This window comes from Micromonospora matsumotoense (assembly GCF_050951065.1).
In the GTDB taxonomy this organism is placed as follows: domain Bacteria; phylum Actinomycetota; class Actinomycetes; order Mycobacteriales; family Micromonosporaceae; genus Micromonospora; species Micromonospora matsumotoensis.
This window is the reverse complement of record NZ_CP192025.1, coordinates 1,439,612-1,456,670: the sequence shown is the minus strand read 5'-3', so window position 1 is coordinate 1,456,670 and position 17,059 is coordinate 1,439,612. Positions and strand designations below refer to the sequence as shown.

Annotated in this window: 20 protein-coding genes; 16 read left to right on the top strand and 4 right to left on the bottom strand. The window is 71.6% G+C overall.

Features of this window, described 5'->3' with window-relative positions:
* Positions 1-92: 92 nt before the first annotated feature.
* Positions 93-866 (bottom strand): enoyl-CoA hydratase-related protein, encoded by a 774-nt coding sequence (locus ACQP1S_RS06705; protein ID WP_091245497.1) that lies wholly within the window; start codon positions 864-866, stop codon positions 93-95.
* A 101-nt stretch (positions 867-967) separates the two neighbouring features.
* Here ACQP1S_RS06705 and ACQP1S_RS06700 point away from each other — a divergent pair, with 101 nt between their 5' ends.
* Positions 968-1,516 carry a DUF6232 family protein gene (locus ACQP1S_RS06700; protein ID WP_432904239.1) on the top strand — a complete coding sequence of 183 codons (549 nt, stop codon included), beginning with the start codon at positions 968-970 and terminating at the stop codon, positions 1,514-1,516.
* 148 nt (positions 1,517-1,664) lie between these two features.
* Here the strand turns inward: ACQP1S_RS06700 and ACQP1S_RS06695 are convergent, their stop codons facing one another.
* Complete coding sequence (locus ACQP1S_RS06695; protein ID WP_432904236.1) at positions 1,665-2,282, bottom strand: ScbR family autoregulator-binding transcription factor; 618 nt, start codon at positions 2,280-2,282, stop codon at positions 1,665-1,667.
* Between the two features lie 231 nt (positions 2,283-2,513).
* Between ACQP1S_RS06695 and ACQP1S_RS06690 the strand changes: the two genes are divergently transcribed.
* From ACQP1S_RS06690 to ACQP1S_RS06620, 15 genes are all read left to right on the top strand, one after another.
* Positions 2,514-3,446: a ScbA/BarX family gamma-butyrolactone biosynthesis protein gene (locus ACQP1S_RS06690; protein ID WP_432904233.1), complete on the top strand. Its 933-nt coding sequence runs from the start codon at positions 2,514-2,516 to the stop codon at positions 3,444-3,446.
* Complete coding sequence (locus ACQP1S_RS06685) at positions 3,440-4,510, top strand: hydrolase (protein ID WP_432904230.1); 1,071 nt, start codon at positions 3,440-3,442, stop codon at positions 4,508-4,510. The genes ACQP1S_RS06690 and ACQP1S_RS06685 overlap by 7 nt, the downstream gene beginning before the upstream one ends.
* Positions 4,511-5,265: 755 nt before the next feature.
* A complete protein-coding gene (locus ACQP1S_RS06680; RefSeq protein ID WP_432904227.1) occupies positions 5,266-6,606 on the top strand; it encodes an MFS transporter in 1,341 nt (446 codons plus the stop codon).
* Complete coding sequence (locus tag ACQP1S_RS06675) at positions 6,603-7,052, top strand: hotdog fold thioesterase (protein WP_432904224.1); 450 nt, start codon at positions 6,603-6,605, stop codon at positions 7,050-7,052. Before ACQP1S_RS06680 ends, ACQP1S_RS06675 begins: the two co-directional genes overlap by 4 nt.
* Complete coding sequence (locus ACQP1S_RS06670; protein ID WP_432904222.1) at positions 7,049-8,065, top strand: AvrD family protein; 1,017 nt, start codon at positions 7,049-7,051, stop codon at positions 8,063-8,065. The genes ACQP1S_RS06675 and ACQP1S_RS06670 overlap by 4 nt, the downstream gene beginning before the upstream one ends.
* Before the next feature lie 81 nt (positions 8,066-8,146).
* Positions 8,147-9,124, top strand: a complete 978-nt coding sequence (locus ACQP1S_RS06665; protein WP_432904219.1) for a beta-ketoacyl-ACP synthase III — start codon at positions 8,147-8,149, stop codon at positions 9,122-9,124.
* Positions 9,125-9,172: 48 nt separating this feature from the next.
* On the top strand, positions 9,173-9,409 hold the full coding sequence (locus ACQP1S_RS06660; RefSeq protein ID WP_282271663.1) for an acyl carrier protein: 237 nt from the start codon (positions 9,173-9,175) through the stop codon (positions 9,407-9,409).
* Between the two features lie 3 nt (positions 9,410-9,412).
* Positions 9,413-10,066 (top strand): histidine phosphatase family protein, encoded by a 654-nt coding sequence (locus tag ACQP1S_RS06655; RefSeq protein WP_432904215.1) that lies wholly within the window; start codon positions 9,413-9,415, stop codon positions 10,064-10,066.
* A complete protein-coding gene (locus tag ACQP1S_RS06650) occupies positions 10,063-10,356 on the top strand; it encodes a putative quinol monooxygenase (protein WP_432904212.1) in 294 nt (97 codons plus the stop codon). The genes ACQP1S_RS06655 and ACQP1S_RS06650 overlap by 4 nt, the downstream gene beginning before the upstream one ends.
* A 24-nt stretch (positions 10,357-10,380) precedes the next feature.
* The gene (locus tag ACQP1S_RS06645) at positions 10,381-11,991 is read left to right on the top strand and encodes an FAD-dependent monooxygenase (protein ID WP_432904209.1); all 1,611 of its coding nucleotides are present in this window, start codon (positions 10,381-10,383) and stop codon (positions 11,989-11,991) included.
* Positions 11,992-12,004: 13 nt separating this feature from the next.
* Complete coding sequence (locus ACQP1S_RS06640) at positions 12,005-12,556, top strand: carboxymuconolactone decarboxylase family protein (RefSeq protein ID WP_432904206.1); 552 nt, start codon at positions 12,005-12,007, stop codon at positions 12,554-12,556.
* A gap of 43 nt (positions 12,557-12,599) precedes the next feature.
* Positions 12,600-13,580 (top strand): aldo/keto reductase, encoded by a 981-nt coding sequence (locus tag ACQP1S_RS06635; protein ID WP_432904203.1) that lies wholly within the window; start codon positions 12,600-12,602, stop codon positions 13,578-13,580.
* Positions 13,581-13,652: 72 nt separating this feature from the next.
* On the top strand, positions 13,653-14,387 hold the full coding sequence (locus tag ACQP1S_RS06630) for an SDR family oxidoreductase (protein WP_432904201.1): 735 nt from the start codon (positions 13,653-13,655) through the stop codon (positions 14,385-14,387).
* A gap of 62 nt (positions 14,388-14,449) precedes the next feature.
* Entirely contained in the window at positions 14,450-14,932 is a 483-nt protein-coding gene (locus ACQP1S_RS06625) for a DUF6232 family protein (RefSeq protein WP_432904198.1), read from the top strand.
* A complete protein-coding gene (locus ACQP1S_RS06620) occupies positions 14,929-15,300 on the top strand; it encodes a DoxX family protein (protein WP_432904196.1) in 372 nt (123 codons plus the stop codon). The genes ACQP1S_RS06625 and ACQP1S_RS06620 overlap by 4 nt, the downstream gene beginning before the upstream one ends.
* Positions 15,301-15,323: 23 nt before the next feature.
* Here ACQP1S_RS06620 and ACQP1S_RS06615 read toward each other — a convergent pair whose 3' ends face one another.
* Both ACQP1S_RS06615 and ACQP1S_RS06610 read right to left on the bottom strand, forming a co-directional pair.
* Entirely contained in the window at positions 15,324-15,731 is a 408-nt protein-coding gene (locus tag ACQP1S_RS06615) for a hypothetical protein (protein ID WP_432904193.1), read from the bottom strand.
* Positions 15,710-16,954 carry a dienelactone hydrolase family protein gene (locus ACQP1S_RS06610; RefSeq protein ID WP_432904192.1) on the bottom strand — a complete coding sequence of 415 codons (1,245 nt, stop codon included), beginning with the start codon at positions 16,952-16,954 and terminating at the stop codon, positions 15,710-15,712. The genes ACQP1S_RS06615 and ACQP1S_RS06610 overlap by 22 nt, the downstream gene beginning before the upstream one ends.
* Positions 16,955-17,059: the final 105 nt, after the last annotated feature.

The window sequence follows — 17,059 nt, the reverse complement described above, 5'->3', positions numbered from 1 at the left end:
TCGTCCGTGACCGGAGTCACACGCTACTGGCCGGTAGGCAGGATGTGAACACTTCTCGCCCGGGGGCCGGGATCAGCGCCCGGTGAAGCCGATCAGCGCCCGGTGAAGTCCGGCTTGCGCTTCTCGACGAAGGCGGCCATGCCCTCACGCCGGTCGTCGGTGGCGAAGAGCGCGGCGAAGAGCTGACTCTCCCAGGCGAGCCCGGAGGTGAGGTCCATGTCCAGACCGGCGTCGACCGCCAGCTTCGCCGCCCGCAGCGCCTGCACCGGCCCGGTGAGGTACGGGCGCACCAGCGCGACGGCGGTGTCGTAGACCTCGGCCGCCGGGGCGACCCGGTCGGCCAGCCCGATCCGTAGCGCCTCCGCCGCGTCCACCATCCGCCCGGACATGATCAGATCCTTGGCGCGGGCCGGGCCGACCAGCCGGGCGAGCCGCTGGGTGCCACCGGCACCGGGGATGACGCCGAGCTTGATCTCCGGCTGGCCGAGCTTGGCGTCCTCGGCCACCACCCGCCAGTCACAGGCAAGCGCCAGCTCGCAGCCGCCGCCGAGGGCGTACCCGGTGATCGCGGCGACCACCGGCTTGGGAATCCGGGCGAGCGCGCCGAGGGCGCTGGAGAGGTCGGCGGCCCGCTCCGCCATGTCCACGTAGGACATGTCGGCCATCTCCTTGATGTCCGCGCCGGCGGCGAAGACCTTCTCCCCGCCGTACACGATGACGGCCCGGACGGCCGGGTCGGCGGCGGCCGCCGTGGCGGCGGCCCGCAACTCCTCCTGGACCTGCTTGTTGAGCGCGTTCATCGGCGGCCGCTCCAGCCGGATGGTGCCGATGCCGTCCCTGGTCTCCAGCCGCACGAACTCGCTCACGCTGCCCTCACTTCCTCGTCGAAGTCGCGTGCCAACCTTACGACCCGGGTCGTTGGGGTACGTAGTCTGGTGTTCGCCCACCCTCGGTCGGGAGTCCAGCGATGATCACGTACTACGACGACCGGTCGGTGCAGGTCACCTCCACCGCCATCCGGGTCGACGGTCGGGCCTTCCCCCTGGCCGAGATCGGCCTGGTCTGGCACCGCCGGGGCAGCCGCTCCTGGCGGGTGCTGGCCGGGCGGGGCGCGATCGGCGCGGCCCTGGCCGGTCCGCTGGTGGCCGCGGTGATCGGCATCGCGGTGGCCGTGTGGCTGCGCCGCTCCCCCACCGTCACGATCGCCATCGTGGGGGCGTCGGTCCTGGTCGGGCTGGCCGTCGGGCCGATCGCCGACTTCCTCTTCAACCACCTGGACCGGTCCTACGACCGGGGGAGCCGGCAGCGCGAGCTGTGGATCCGCTGGCGGGAACAGCCCGTGCTGCTGCTACGTACCGGCGACGCGCAGCGCTTCGGGCAGATCTACCGGGCGGTGCAGCGGGCGATGGAGCACACCGGCCCTTCCCTGCGGCTGGCCACCCGCCCCCGGGACCGTCCCGCCCGCAGCGCGCTCGGCCCGACCGGCGGCGATCCGGGCCGGCGCGGTCGGCCGTAGACCTCCGGAGCAGCGCCGCGTGACCTCGGCACCGCGACAGCGGTCTCGGGAACGCCGCAGCGGTTGCGGACCGGCCACGAACGGGGCGACCCGCCGCGCGGACACGGTCCACCAGCTTGCCCCGAGTCGATGCAGATCGATCGTCTCGTCATGATTCGACGATGTTCTGACCTGGTGTGGCCACGATCGACGACAGCAGGAGCTGACCGGCCTCGCCCCACCGCTCGAGCAGGTCCTTCCGATGGTGCAGCTGCTCGGAGATGTGCTGGACGCCGAAGAACGTCGCCACCAGCACCCGGGCGACCCGTGCCGGGTCGACCCCGGCGGCCAGTTGACCCTCGCGCGCGGCGGCCTCGAGCAGGTCGGTGAGAAGTGTGGTCCAGCCGAGATAGGGGGTCGGCAGTTCCACGTCGATGAGGTCGCGTTCGATCTGCAGCCGCGCTCCCGCCCGAATGATGACGTCGTCGCGGAAGGCGAGCGCGGCTCGGTCGAGCATGGCGATCATGGTCGCGAACGGATCGAGACCCTGGCTGGAGACCTCCTCCAGCATCTTCGGCCAGCGGGCGTAGTGCTCCTCGACGACCGCCCGCGCCAGGGACTCCTTGTTGGGGAAGTAGAAGTACACGGCACCCTTGGTCATGTCGATCGCTTCGGCGACGTCCTGCAGGGAGGTGTTCCGGAATCCTCGCTCGGCGAAGAGGCCGGCGGCCGCACCGAGCAGCAGCCCGTGGGTGCGCACCGCCCGGTCCTGGCGGGGCGCGTGCATCTGACGCGGCTTCCTGGCGGACCGTCGCGAAGACCTCCACTGATCGTTCATCGCATACCTCTTCTCACTGATGGGCCTCGCCGTCGCGGTTCAGGTCCTATCCGCGGGTCGTCGACCCCTCTTGCAACATACCGTTGCGTAGGTATTTTTATCAGAGCACCCAGTAGCCCCGCGCCGAGGCGGCATGCCACGGATGCCTGCCGCCCGGCGCTACGACCGGGAGAATCTCTGATGCTTCGAGATGCATCCATGTCCCGCTCGCGTCCCGCCGCCCTGCCCACGATCCGGCGGCACCGGGTATCCGGCCTGCCCTCCACCGCGGTCCACAAGCGCCGGGTCGAGGCGGTGCTCCTGAAGGGACGGTCACGACGACTCGGAGCGGACCAGTACCTGGTGCCCGCGTCATGGCCGGCCGACCATCCCCTGTATCACCCGGATCGGTACGGCCAGATCGATCCGTTGCTGGTCGCCGAGACGATCCGGCAGACAGGCATCCTCATCGCTCACGAACGCCTCGGCATTCCTCATGATCACATGTTCGTGCTCGGCTCGCTCCATGTCGAGGTGCAGGACGGCGCACACACCGCGGGTGGCCGGCTGCCGGTGGAGGTCGTCGCCCACTGCCGGCACGACGGGCGAGATCCGGGGCGAACCCGGACCGCCATGACGGCGTGGATCCAGGTCGCCGGACGGACCCTCGCACGGGCGCGGGTCACCTGGCACACGATGGAAGCTGGCCGCTATCACGACGTACGGTGGCCCACCGGTGCTGCGGTGATCCCCGACGGCCCAGCCACGCCGGCCGTACCGGGCGACCGGCTCTCGGCCACCCGGGTCGGCCGGCGGCGACCCCGCGACGTCGTGCTGGCCGGCCCCGAGTCCGGGCCATGGCTACTGCGTCCGGATCCCGCCCATCCCGTCCTGTTCGATCACCCCAGCGATCACGTTCCTGGCATGGTGCTGCTGGAGGGCGTGCGCCAGGCCTTCGCCGCGTGCAGGGACGGCGATCCAGGACGGGCCGCCACCATCGTGGAGGCGCGGTTCCGCCGGTTCGCGGAGCTCGACGCCCCCGTCCTGATCCGGCGCCGGCAACAGGGATTCACCGCCGAACAGCACGGGAGGATCCTGCTGGAGGCCACGGTCGACGGACCGGGTCCGTGCTGACCGCCCCGGACAACCTGCTGGTGCGTGCCGCCGCCACGGCCGCCGGGGCGGACTCCACGGGTCGCCTGTGTGCTGACGTCATGGAGGGCGTACGCGCGGCCCGGTTCGCCCGTCACTTCGTGCCAGCCGAGTGGGGCGGCACCGCAGGGGGATTCGGTGAGCTGGTGAGCGCCTCGGCCACCCTGGCCGGCTCCTGCACCTCGGTCGCGTGGTGCGCGACGCTGTTCGCCGCGCACGGCCGGCTGGCCGCCTACCTGCCGGCGGCCGGCCGTCACGACGTCTGGGGATCGTCGCCGGACGTACTGATCGCCGCCTCGGTGATGCCACCTCAGGGCGTGGCCACACCACAGCCGGGCGGCTGGCGTCTGGACGGCACCTGGCGATACGCCAGTGGCATCGAGTGGGCCGAGTGGGTGCTCCTGGCCGCGCTGACGGGGGAGAACGAACACCGGGTGTTCGCCGTCCCCACCGCCGAGGTCACCGTGGAGGTCACCTGGGACGCGCTCGGCCTGCGCGGCACTGGCAGTCACACGGTCGTCGTGCGCGCCGTCACCGTGCCCGCACACCGCACCTTCACCCTCGACGACCTGACACGCCCGTCCTCCCCGTCGGCGGCCCGCTGCCATTCGGTGCCGTACCCGCTGGTCGCCTCCCTGTTGTTCGCCGCACCGGTGTGGGGGTCCGCCCGGTCCGCGGTGCACGAAGCTGTGGCGGGCGAACCGCCCGCCCCGGGCTCGACCTCGCAACGGGCGCTCGGTGCCGCCGCCGCCCGGGTGGAGACGGCCGGACTGCTGATGCGGCAGGCGGCGGCCCGGGCCGACAACGGCGAGGTCGGACCGTTGGAGAGCGGGCTGAACCGCCTGACCGTTCCGTTCGCGGCCCAGCTCTGCCGGGAGGCGGTCGATGCGCTGTGGGCCGCAGCCGGGACGGGTGGTGTCGTGGGTGGGGCGCTCCAGCGGCGATGGCGTGACGTGCTGACCGCCGTACGCCATCCCATGCTCGATCCGGAGGCTGGCGCGGCGGCCTGGGTGCGGACGCACGCCACGCATCGCCGAAGCTGGTAGCCCTTGATACGCCTGAGCCTGGTCACCGGCACCGCTTCGGGTCCCGTCGACCGACGGTTGTTCCGGCCAGAGTCGTGGTATCGCGCCCCGGTGGCCGGCTGAGCACGCCAGGCCACCGGGTACCGGCCGCCGAGCCCGCCCGCACCACTGTGGACGGCGGGCTCGATCGGTCGGCGCGCCGTGGCGCGGCGAACACGACCACCGCGCGCCGGGGACCGGCCGTGGTCGCGCGTTCTCCCCACCCGGCAGAACCCGGCTTCCGGCAGGACGGAAGTCCCGAAACCATGCCCGATCACGACGAGGCGCTGCGCCTTCCCCTGCCCTGCCGGTGAGGCCCCGCCGGGGCCGACCGCCGCCCTGACCAGGCCGAACCCGCCCCAGCACCATCCTTTGTGTACGGCGGAGGAAGACTCCGGCAAAAAAAACCTTCCCAAAGGTTTGTTTCTGCGTCGGACCTCGCTAGGGTGAGTTTCGTCAGGGCGTGAAACCTCGGCCCGTCGTAGGGCCACATCGCACCGCGCTACCGCTCCACCAAGCCCTGACCTCGCCACAGCCGATCTGGGCCACCACATCCAGATCCGGAGAACGGCTGAGCCGCAGACAGCCGGACCTCCTCATCGGATCGTGGCCGCGCGGCGACTCATACCCCACTCAGCTCCAAAAACCTGCCCGTTGACCGACGATCCCTGAAAGGGGGGGTAATGCCAGCCGACACCTTGACACCCACCAGCCGCCCCAGTCCCTTGGTCCTCCCGGTGACCATCGGCGCCCAGTTCGTGCTGCCGTTGTCCCTCGCCGGAACCGCCGTCGCCCTGCCGGCCATCGCCCGCGACCTGGGCTCACAGCCGGAGAGCCTGCAGTTCGTGGTGAACGGGTTCAACATCTGCTTTGCGCTCTTCACGATCGTGTGGGGACGCCTGTCCGACCGGGTGGGCTACCGCCGCGCCCTGCAGGCCGGCATGGCGCTGATGTTCACCGGTTCGGTGCTGAGCAGCATGGCCGACAGCCTGCTGATGCTCGACATCGCCCGGGTGATCGCCGGGATCGGGGCCGCATCCGTGCTGACCGGCTCCGCCACCATCATCTCGCACACCTACAGTGGGACGGCGCGGACCAGGGCCTTCACCGCCTTCGGTGCGGTATCCGGCTTCGGCCTGGCCTCCGGCCCCATGATCGCGGGTGCGACGGTCGGCCTGGTGGGCTGGCGGGGCGTGTTCGTGCTGCACGCGGCACTGATGCTGCTGGCCCTGGCCGGCTCCCCCGCCCTGCCGCCCGGGAAGCACGAGAGCATCGAGTCCGGCCCGCTGCTGGACCTGTCCATCCTGCGCAACGAGCCGTTCATGCGCATGGCACTCGTTCCGGTCGCCGGTGCCATCGGGTTCGTCGCCCTGATCACGTATCTGCCCAGCGCCTTCGAGGCGGTGCACGGCTGGAGCACCGCCTCCTCCGGAGCGCTGATGATGGTCATGACCGGACCGGTCTTCCTCTCCCCGCTGATCGTGCACTACGTCACCGCCCGCTTCCCCCGGATCACCCCGGGTCGCACGGCTGCGATCGCGCTGCTCTGCCTCGTGCTCGGCCCCCTCGGCCTGCTCACGGTCCGGCCGGAGGCCTCGCCGTGGCTCGCCGTGGTGCCGATGCTGCTGTGCGGACTCGGCTTCGGTCTGCCGCTGGGTTTCGTCGACGGCGAGGCACTGGCCGCAGTGCCGGCCGAGCGCGCCGGAACCGCCGCGGGCCTGTTCAACCTGCTGCGCATCGGCGCCGAGGCCCTGTTCGTCGCCGCGTTCGGCGCGACCATCAGCACGCTCGTCGCACGACGCCTGCCCGACCCGGCCGTGGCCGAGCGCGTCGCGGCCGGCGAACCGGGACACGCGGCCGACTACACGGCCAGCCTCTCCGTCGCGCTCCTCGGCGCCGCGGTCCTCTCGGCCGTCCTGCTCTGGGCCTACCTCGCACTGAGCCGGCGCATCGCCGCCCGGCGGAGGCCCGTCGCGGACGTCGACCTCGTCCCGGCCGCCCCCGCGCCGGCACGCCCACAGACGATCACGGATTCCTACGACGACCGTACCGCCGAGTGCATGACCCAGGTCCGATGAGCGGGGGGACGACCAGCCTCGGGCCGGTCGCGGTGCACGACGACTACCGCAGCGAGCAACTCGTCGACCGGCTCGGCATCCAGATCGTGCGGGCCGAGCAGGGACTGGTGATCGGGACCATGCCGGTCGTGGGCAACCGCCAGCCGTTCGGCGTACTGCACGGCGGCGCCAACGCCGTGTTCGCCGAGACCCTCGGCTCGTTGGCCGCCTACATGGCCGCCGGTCCGGGCGGCAACGCCGTCGGTCTGGACCTCTCCTGCAGCCACCACCGCTGGGTCTCCCACGGCGTGCTCACCGGCACCGCCCGCGCCCTGCACGAGCACCAGGCCGTCGGGACGTACGAGATCGCCATCGAAGACGAACGGGAACGCCGAGTCTGCACCGCCCTGCTGACGTGCAGCATCCGGCGGGCAGCCGCCGCACACACCCCCTGGAGGCAGCCATGACCACGCAAGTCGCCACCACGACCTACCCCAGGATCCTGCGCCTCGACACCATCGACGACGCACTCGGTCCCGCCGCCGGCCGGTTCTTCGCCACCGGCTACCAACGGGTCCGCTACGCCCTGAACGACGCCACGTTCAGCCTCTCCGACGGCACCCTCACCGGTCGGGCCGCCCTGATGATCAGCTATCCGGTCGACTGGTCCCGCAAGGACGGCCAGCGCCGGGCACCGCACCTGAGCACCATCGACGCGCTCGTGGTCGCCGCGCGCACCACGGAACAGGCGCTCGTCGCCTCCGGTGTGCCGGTGAGCGCCCTACCAGCCGCGTTCGTACGGTCGGTACGGATAAGGGCGGGAGCCCGTCCGGTCGAGCAGCTCGGCCGGATCGACGTACGGTGCACCCGCCGCGGGACACCCCGGCCGGTCGAGGAGCCCGGCCGGTCCGGAGCCGTGCGGTCGGTCTTCGAGGTCGCCATCGGGACCATGCGCACGGACATCGAGGTCGAGCATCCCGCAGCTCAGGCCGGCCGCCACCACACCCCGTCCGCCGTGCCGCCCACGGACGGGTTGTACGTGGACGGCTTCGCCGAGCGTCGACTGTCCATCGACGGGATCCACGCCGACCTTGACGCCCTGGCGATCTCGGGCAACGTACGGCTGGGTGCCACGCGACCGCCGTCCCGCACCGGCCTCGAAGGCGGGTACCTGCCCGCCGTCACCCTGTTCGACGCGTTCGTCACCGCCCTGCAGCTGGGCCAGGTGCTGCTCTACGCGCACGACCGGTTCAGCCGGGACGTCACCAACAACCTCTGGATGCGGCAGACCCGGATCGTCCGGAACCGCCCGACGGCCCAGGGCCACGCGCCCGTCTGGGCCAGCACCCGGCTGACGAACGTCGACCTGCTCAGCAAGGGCGGTCACCGCTGGCGCATCGCGGACGTGGTGGGCGAACTCGCGGGCATCCAGGTCACCTGCTCGGTCACCCACCAACTGCCTGACAGCAACCGTCCCTGACCGACGACGTACCGGAAAGGAAACGCCGTGGCTCCCACCGCAGTCATCACGGGTATCGGCGCCAGCTTGCCACCTCGCGTGATGACCAACGATGATCTTGCCCGCCAGCTCGACACGACCGACGAGTGGATTCGCACCCGTACCGGCATCACCCGACGCCATGTGGTGGAACCGGGAACCACCACCAGCGATCTGGCCGTGGAGGCTGGTGCCCGAGCACTGAAGAACGCCGGCACCACGGACGCGGACCTGGTGGTCCTGGCCACCACGACACCCGACCGGCCATGCCCCGCCACGGCGCCGACGGTGGCGGCACGGCTCGGCCTGGGCACCGTGCCGGCCTTCGACGTGGCCGCAGTCTGCTCCGGCTTCGTCTACGCCCTCTACACCGCCGCCGCAGCCCTGGTCGCCGGACAGGCCAGGACAGCCCTGGTCATCGGTGCGGAGTCCTTCACCACGCTGCTCAATCCGCAGGACCGGACGACGGCCGCCATCTTCGGTGACGGTGCCGGTGCCGTGGTCGTCAGCGCCCACCCGAACGCGGCCGGCCCGCACCAGGCGGGCATCCTGCACTTTGATCTGGGTAGCGACGGTAGCCTGGCCGACCTGATCACGGTTCCGGGCGGCGGCGCCGAGCAGCGCACGTCGGCCCGGGAACCCGAGCCGGACGCGCAGTACTTCCAGATGGACGGCCGGGCCGTCTTCTCCGCCGCCGTACGCCGGATGAGTGACTCCACGCGCGCCGCCCTCGGTGCCAGTGGCTGGTCCGTCGAGCAGGTCGACTGGCTGGTGGGCCACCAGGCGAACGTGCGAATCCTGACGGCCGTGGCGGAGCAGCTCGACCTACCACCCGAGAAGGCCCTGATCCACCTGGACCGCGTCGGGAACACCTCCGCCGCCTCCATTCCGCTCGCCCTGGCCGACGGATGCCTCCAGGGCCGGCTGAAGGCCGGTGACCGGGTGGTCCTCACCGCCTTCGGCGGCGGCGCCACGTGGGGCTCGGCCACTCTCGTCTGGCCCGACCTGCCGCCGGTCGAAAACCCCACCACCGCACCGTGAACCACCCACCCCGTTGACCGCTGCAACACCCCAGAGGAAGGAACGTCGATGACCACCACCGCAGTCCTGGTAGAGGTGCTGGCCGGCAAGCTGGAGATGCCCAGCTCCGAGATCCCGGAGAGCGCCACCTTCGAGGAACTCGCCGCCGACTCGCTCACGTTGCTGGAGATGTCCCTCGCCCTGGAGAAGCGTCTCAAGGTCAAGATCGACGAGGGCACCCTCCAGCCGGAGCACCGGATCGCCGAGGCGGCCGAGATCCTCGAGTCGCTGCCCCGCCTGGCCTGAACCGTGCGACTGGTCCTGTTCCGTCACGGCGAGACGGCCCTCAACGGCGAGGACCGTTTCCAGGGACAGTGCGATCCGCCGCTGAGCGCCGCCGGCGAAGCCCGGATCCGGCAGGTCGCACTCGCGCTCGCCAGGCGGGCTGGCCGTTGGACCGGCGTGTACTGCTCGCCGCAACAACGCGCCGTGCAGACGGCGGCGGTCCTCGGCGCAGCCCTCGGCCTGGGTCCGCTGCCCGACGAGAACCTGCGTGAGCGGCACCTGGGCGAGATCGACGGGCTCTCCCGCAGGGTCTTCGCCGCCGAGCACCCCGACCGGATGCGATGCCTCGTCGCCCAGCTGGACTACCGGCCGCCCGGCGGTGAGACCGGGGCCAGCGTCCGCCGCCGGTTCACCGAATTCACCGGCCGACTGCTGTCCACCCCACCACCGCCCGGCGACATCCTGGTGGTGACCCACGGGGGCGTGCTCAACGTCGTACGCCGCCACCTGCTGGCCGGACAGGAACCCCCGGGCATGGTCGGGACCGGGCGGGCCGCCGTCGTCGACCTGGATTCCGGCCCCGGCGACCGGCGACCGCGGCTGAGCCTCGCCGCCTGGGACGTCGATCCGGTTGACCTGCCCCTCCACCAACCCCTTCAGCGAAGGAGCACCGCGTGAGCATCCACATCGTCGTCCGCTTCGACGTCAAACCCGAGCGCCTCGAGTCGACCCTGGCAGCCTTCGCGGAACTCGCCGACCAGACCCGCCAGGAGCAGGGAGCCACGGTCTTCGACGTCTTCCACGCCCAGGAGGAGCCGTGCACCGTCGTCCTGGTCGAGGAATGGGCCGACCAGGCGGCCATCGACACCCACATGAAGGAGCCGCACACCGCCCGGTTCCTCGACCAGATCCGGGGCGCTTTCGCCACACCGCAGGTGGTCCTCCACCTGGACCCCGTACGCGCCTGACCGACCCCCGAGAGGAGAGCCGACATGCAGGAGGGACCTGTCCGCGGTGACGTGCTCATCGTCGGCGCCGGCCCCGTCGGCATGGCGCTTGCCGCCGAGCTTCTCGCTCACGGCATCCGCCCCGTGGTGATCTCGCGGACCCGCCGGATCAGCCCGCACTCACGGGCGACGATCCTCTGGCCCCGGGTGCTGGAGCTGCTGGACCGTACCGGTGTCGGCGCCGAACTGGTGGCGGCCGGACACTACTTCGACCAGATGAACTACTACTCGGACAAGCGGCGGATCGGCCTGGTGCGGTTCGACCGTCTACCCGGCGTCACCTACCCGTTCGCCATCACGATCCCCCAGTGGCGCACCGAACAGATCCTGGAGAACCATCTCACCGCGCTGGGCGGAACCATCGAGTACGAACACCGTTTCCTCGACGCGCGCCAGGACGGCCGGCAGGTCCACTGCCGTCTGGTCGACCCGGCCGGTCACGAGTACCGTCGGTCCTTCGACTACGTGGTCGGTGCCGACGGACACGCCAGCACCGTGCGGGAACGTCTCGGTTTCGACTTCGACGGCCGTACACTGCGGACCCGCCTGGCCATCACCGACGGTGAGCTCATCGGCGAGCGCAGCAGCAGCGAGGCCGCCTACTACCTGACCCGCACGGGCAACATGGTGGTGGCACCACTGGGTGAGGGCCTGTTCCGGGTGGGGGCCAGCGTTCCGGACGGCTACGACCGCGACGACGTGCCGCGGGAGTTCTTCCAGAAGCTGCTGGACGAGCGGGTCCCGGGCGGCCACCGGCTCGGGCGGATGAAGTTCAGCGGCATCTTCACCGCACATGTCCGGGCCTCGTCGCGGTACCAGAAGGGCCGGGTTTTCCTGTGCGGTGACGCCGCTCACGCGATGAGTCCCTCCGGCGCGCAGGGACTCAACACCGGCCTACAGGACGCCGTCAACCTGGGCTGGAAGCTGGCCGGGGTGCTGCGCGACCGGTACCGGCCCGAACTGCTGGACACCTATGATCCGGAGCGGCGATCCGCCGTCCGTGCCGTGTCGAACTTCTCGACCCGGCTCGCGACGATCGGGTTGTACTCGAAACGTTGGCAGATCGCCGTCCGCGACACCGCGTACCGCATCGGCTCGGTCACCGGCCTACTGGAACGCGGCATGTCGCCGCGGCTCGCGCAGGTCGACACCCACTACGGCCCCGGCCCCGGCCTCGGACGCCGGTTACGGGCCGGTGCGCGCGTCCCGTTGGGTTGGACGCACACCCACACCGCCGCGACACTCGCCGTCGACCGGTTCACGGTACTGCTCTGGCCGGGAACCAGCTATCGCTACGAGCCGTGGACGGCTTTCGCCGAACGGGTGCGGCAGGCTGTGCCCGAGGTGGCCGTCCGGAATCTGGCGGGCCGTCCGCCCGGGCCGTTGCTGCCACGGCTGGGCCGGTCGGCCACGGCCCTCGTGGTCCGTCCGGACGGACATCTACTCACCGTCGTACCGGTCGGCGAGACCGCGTACGAAGCGGCCGTCACCACCGTCCACGCTGCCGTCCGAGCTGTCGTACGCCCGGAGGCACCTCATCCCGATCCCGTGACCCCACCCGAACAGCGCTGTCCGGTCAGCACACGAGCAGCATAGGAGCGTAGATCCGATGACCCAGCGAGTGACCCTCACCCCCGTCGAGGACATGTCCCCCGAACAGCGGGACGTCTACGACAAGTTTCAGTCGAACCTGACCCGCGCCCTGCTACTGACCCGGGGTTCGGCCGCGCCGCACCTGGCGCTGGGTGCCTCGTTCACCAGGGGCCTACTCAGCGACCTCGACCGCGAGGTGATCGTGCTGCGGGTGGCCGCGTTGCGTGACAGCGCCTTCGAACGCCTGCTGCATCTGCACCTGGCCTACAAGGCCGGTCTCACCGAAGCCGACATCGAGGCCATCGAGCAAGGCGACTTCGACCGGATGCCCGTCGGTCGGGCGGCCCTGGTGCGTTACGTCACCGAGTGCATCGACGAGCACCGGGCCAGCGCGCCGGCCTTCGAGGCGCTACGAGAATTCTATTCGCAGAACGAGATCGCCGAGGTGACGCACCTGGCCGGGCACGCCGCGATGACCGCGATGTACCTGGCCAGCCTCGACATTCCCTTGGACGAGCACCTGACGTCGTGGGACAACCTGGCCGACGTGCAGGGTGCCCCGCGCTGACGCGGCCCGCCGGGACGAGCGTCTCAGCCAGCAGGAGGAAACAATGCGTCAGGTGAGACTGGGAAACTCGGGCCTGCGGGTGTCACCACTGGCCCTGGGTTGCATGAGCTACGGCGATCCGGGCCGGGGCGCCCACCCGTGGACCCTGCCCGAGGAGCGCAGCCGCAGCCTGATCCGGGCCGCCCTGGAGGCCGGGGTCACCTTCTTCGACACCGCGAACATCTACTCCCTCGGCACCAGCGAGGAGTATCTGGGCCGCGCACTGCGTGATTTCGCCCGACGCGAGGAGGTGGTGATCGCGACCAAGGTCTTTGAGCCCATGCACAACGGTCCGCTGGCCGGCGGGCTTTCCCGGCAGGCGATCATGACAGAGATCGACCAGAGCCTTCGGCGTCTCGGCACGGACTACGTGGACCTGTACATCGTGCACCGCTGGGATCCCCACACCCCGATCGAGGAGACCATGCAGGCACTCCACGACGTGGTGAGGGCCGGAAAGGTGCGCTACCTCGGGGCGTCGTCGATGCGAACCTGGCAGTTCGCCAAGGCCCAGCACGTGGCCGCGCACCACGGTTGGACGACGTTCGTCAGCATGCAGAACCACTACAACCTCCTCAACCGCGAGGAGGAACGGGAGATGCTGCCGTTCTGCGCGGACTCCGGTGTCGGCGTCACACCGTGGTCGCCTCTGGCCCGAGGCCTGCTGAGCCGCCCATGGGGCACCGAGACCGAACGCACCACGAAGGACCTCGTCCAGAACCGGCTCTATGCCCAGACAGCAGCAGCCGACCGTCAGGTGGTGGACGTGGTGGCACAGATCGCCACCGACCGGGGCATCTCGATGGCACAGGTCGCCCTCGCCTGGTTGCTGTCCCGACCCGCCGTGTCGGGGGCGGTGGTCGGGGTCACCGATCCCCGGCATCTGACCGACGCGGTGGCTGCGGTCCGGCTCAAGCTCGACGACGACGAGATCGGGCGGCTGGAGAAGCCGTATATTCCCCACGACACGGTCGAACTGCGATAAAAGTTGCATTGCTCGCGTCTCTCCCGTCGGTAGCGTGGTGACTCGTCCACCCCTACCGACGGGAGAGTGCCGATGGCAAGGTTCGAGGGTAAGCACGTGCTCGTCACGGGCGGCACCAGCGGGATCGGTCTGTCCGGCGCACGCCGTATCGTCGCCGAAGGCGGCCGGGTCACGCTGACCGGCACCGACGAGCGGCGTCTGGCGCTGGTTGCGCAGGAGTTGCCCGCCGCGCGGGTGCTACACAACGACGCTTCGGACCCACGATCGGTCGACGACCTGGTTGACGTGGCGGCCGAAAACCCGTTGGACGGGTTGTGGCTCAACGCCGGATTCGCGTCGGTGGCCCCGTTGGAGAAGACGGACGCCGACTTTTTCGACGCCATGATCGCGGTCAACGTGCGCGCCGCCGCACTCCAGCTAGCCCGCTTGTCCCCCTACCTGAGTGAGGGTGCCTCGGTGGTCGTGACGTCGTCCACCTCCGCCTACGAGGGCGCACCGATGACCAGCGTCTATGCGGCGACCAAGGCGGCGCAGATCGCCGCGGCACGGGTCTGGGCCGCCGAACTTGCCCCCCGCGGAATCCGCACGAACGTCCTCGTGCCAGGGGCCACCGACACCAATTTCCGGCACTTCATGAGCGAGGAACAACGCTCCGGGTTCGAGTCGAGCCTCCTCGAGCGGGTACCCCTGGGCCGGATCGGCACCTCCGACGAAGTGGCCGCAGTGGCCCTGTTCCTCCTGTCAGATGACGCCTCCTATGTGACAGGTGCCCAATTCCTGGTCGACGGCGGCCTGCTCCGCCTGTGACGGACCGCCGGCCGGGCCGACGGAGGCCGGCACGCACCGCTGCCGAACGGTTATGGTAAGTGATGACCCTCTATTACCGGGACGACACGGTGCAGGTGACCTCCGAGTCGATCCGGGCCGGCGGGCAGGTCGTGCGGCTCGCCGACGTGGCGTACGTCTGGCACGCCCGGGGCGCCACCACGATGGCCGTCCGGTCCCGGATCCTCGGACGCGGCGTGCTGGTGCTGCTGCTCTCACTACCCCCGTTGGTCGCGCTGGTCTGCGTGGTCTCACTGCTCTGGTCGGCACAGGATCGCGGCGAGTGGAAACCGGCCCTGCTCGTCCTGGCCGCCTGTGCCGTCGGGGTGCTCGCCCTGCTGCCCTTCCTGGAGCTGCCGCTGGGCTGGCTGGACCGCTCCTACGAACGCGGCAACCGGGTGAACGAGCTGTGGGTGCAGCACCTCGGGCAGGAGGTGCTGCTCCTGCGCACCCCCGACGCGCTACGGTTCGGGCAGATCTACCGCGCCGTCCAACGCGCCGTCGAGCAACAGGGGGACCACCGATGAGCACCCGTCGCGGCGAGGCCGTCGCGCTGGCCGGTCTGCTCGCCCTGGCCGGCGTCACCCACTTCGCGAAGCCCCGCCCGTACGACCGGATCGTGCCCCGGGCGCTGCCCGGCCCCGCCCGCCGCTGGACGTACGCCAGCGGGGTGGCCGAGCTGGTGGTGGCCGCGGCGCTGGCGCACCCGGCCACCCGACGCCGTGGCGCTCTGGCGGCGGCGGGGCTGTTCACGGCGGTGTTCCCGGCCAACGTGCAGATGGCGGCGGACTGGCGGCGGCAACCCCCGCTGCGTCGGGCGGTCGCCTACGTACGGGTGCCCCTGCAGGTGCCACTGATCTGGTGGGCGGTGCGGGTGGCCCGCGCCCGGCCGTGACCCACCGCCCCGACTGCTGCGGTTCAGCTCAGCGGCAGCGCGGTGGCGACCGGCCAGGCCAGCAGGACCGCGCCCACCAGCGCCGGTGACCACCGGGGCGCACCGGCCCGACGCAGCACCGCCGCCCAGGCGGCCTGCCAGCCGATCAGCACCGCGAACAGCGGCACCACCAGCAGCACGAAACCGGGGGCCAGCCCCACCACGGCCGCCCCGGTCAGTGCCGGCACGGCGAGCGCGCCGACCGCCGCGTACCGCCAGCTCCGCCCGTCCGTCGCCAGCTCCGCACCGGCCAGGAAGACCAGGCAGCCGACCGCCACCACGGGCAGCAGCCACCACCGGGGCCCCACCGGCACGGCCCAGGTGAGGCCCAGGTGGATCGGCACGGCGACGGCGATCGCGGCGTACCCGGTCAACAGCAGGGTGGCGACCACGGACCGGACCGGCGCGCGGCGGCCGGGTGACCCGCCGGCCGGGACGGGCCCGCCGGCCGGAGCCGGGGCTGCGGCATGGACCGGGGCGGCGGCCGGAACCGGGACGACGCCGGGGTCGCCGCGGCGGGCCAGGTGGGCAGCGGCCACCGGCGTGCGGTGGCCAGCAGGCCGCCGGTGACCAGGAGGAAGCCGGTCAGGTAGCCGCCCACCGCGAGCGGGAGCCGGCTGGTCGGCGTCACCGCGCCGAGCAGCACGCCCAGGCCGGTGGCGCACGTCGCCACCGCCAGCACGACGGGAGCGGGAGCGACCGACCCGCCCCGGGGCCGGCGCTCGGGCGACACCCTCCGGTGCCCGGTCAGCAGCGCCGTCAGCGGGGTGAAGCCGAGCGCGAAGCCGAGCAACAGCAGCCCGCTCGGGACCAGTCGGGCGGCCGGACGCGGTGCTGCGCCGTCGCCACCACCGGCCCAGGCGGCGACCTCGGTGTGGGTACGGCCGGCGAAGAGCACCGAGATGTGCTCGACCCCCGGCACCACCACCAGCCGCCGCCCGACGCCCCGGCGGGAGGCCGCCTCGGCGGTGGCGCGGAAGCCCGGGAACTCCAGGCCGCCGACGACCAGCAGCAGCCCCTCCGGCCGACCGTCGGGCAGGTCGCGGTCGTCGGGCAGCGAGATCGCCACGGTCCGGGCGATGTCGGGGTGACCGGCGGCGTAACGGGTCACCGCACCCGCGCCCATCGAGTGTCCGACCAGGACGATCCGGGTCGGGTCGACGTCGGGCCGGCCGCGCAGGTGCCCGACGGCGACGGTCAGGTCGTGTTCCAGGATGGCGCGGGAGTCGGCGTCGTCGCGTCCCGCCCCGGCCAGGGGGGCCGGATTACCGCCGTGCCCGGCGAAGTCGACAAGCAGCGCGACCGCGCCCTGCCGGGCCACCGTGTCGGCGAGCGGACGCATCAGCCGGGCCGAACCAGCGAAACCGTGGGCGATCACCACGCCCGGTCGGCCACCCGCCGTCGGCCCGGCCCCCGTCCCGGACCGCACCTCGGCCCGCACCTCGGCCCGCACCTCGGTCAACGGGACCCCGTCGACGGTCACCTGGCGGGTGGTCAGGCCGGCGTCCGCCCGGGACAGTCCGAAGCCGCCGAGGAGCAGGGCGAGGACCGCCAGCACCGCCAGCACCGCGAGTCCACGGCCGGCCGGCGTCACGCCGGAGGGGTGGACCGACATGGCGGCACCCTACCGCCCGGCGGGACGTCCACGATCCCGGCCGGCCCACGTCCGACCTACGGCCGGGAGCACGCCCGCGTCCGGGCCCGGCCCGCACCGACGGGC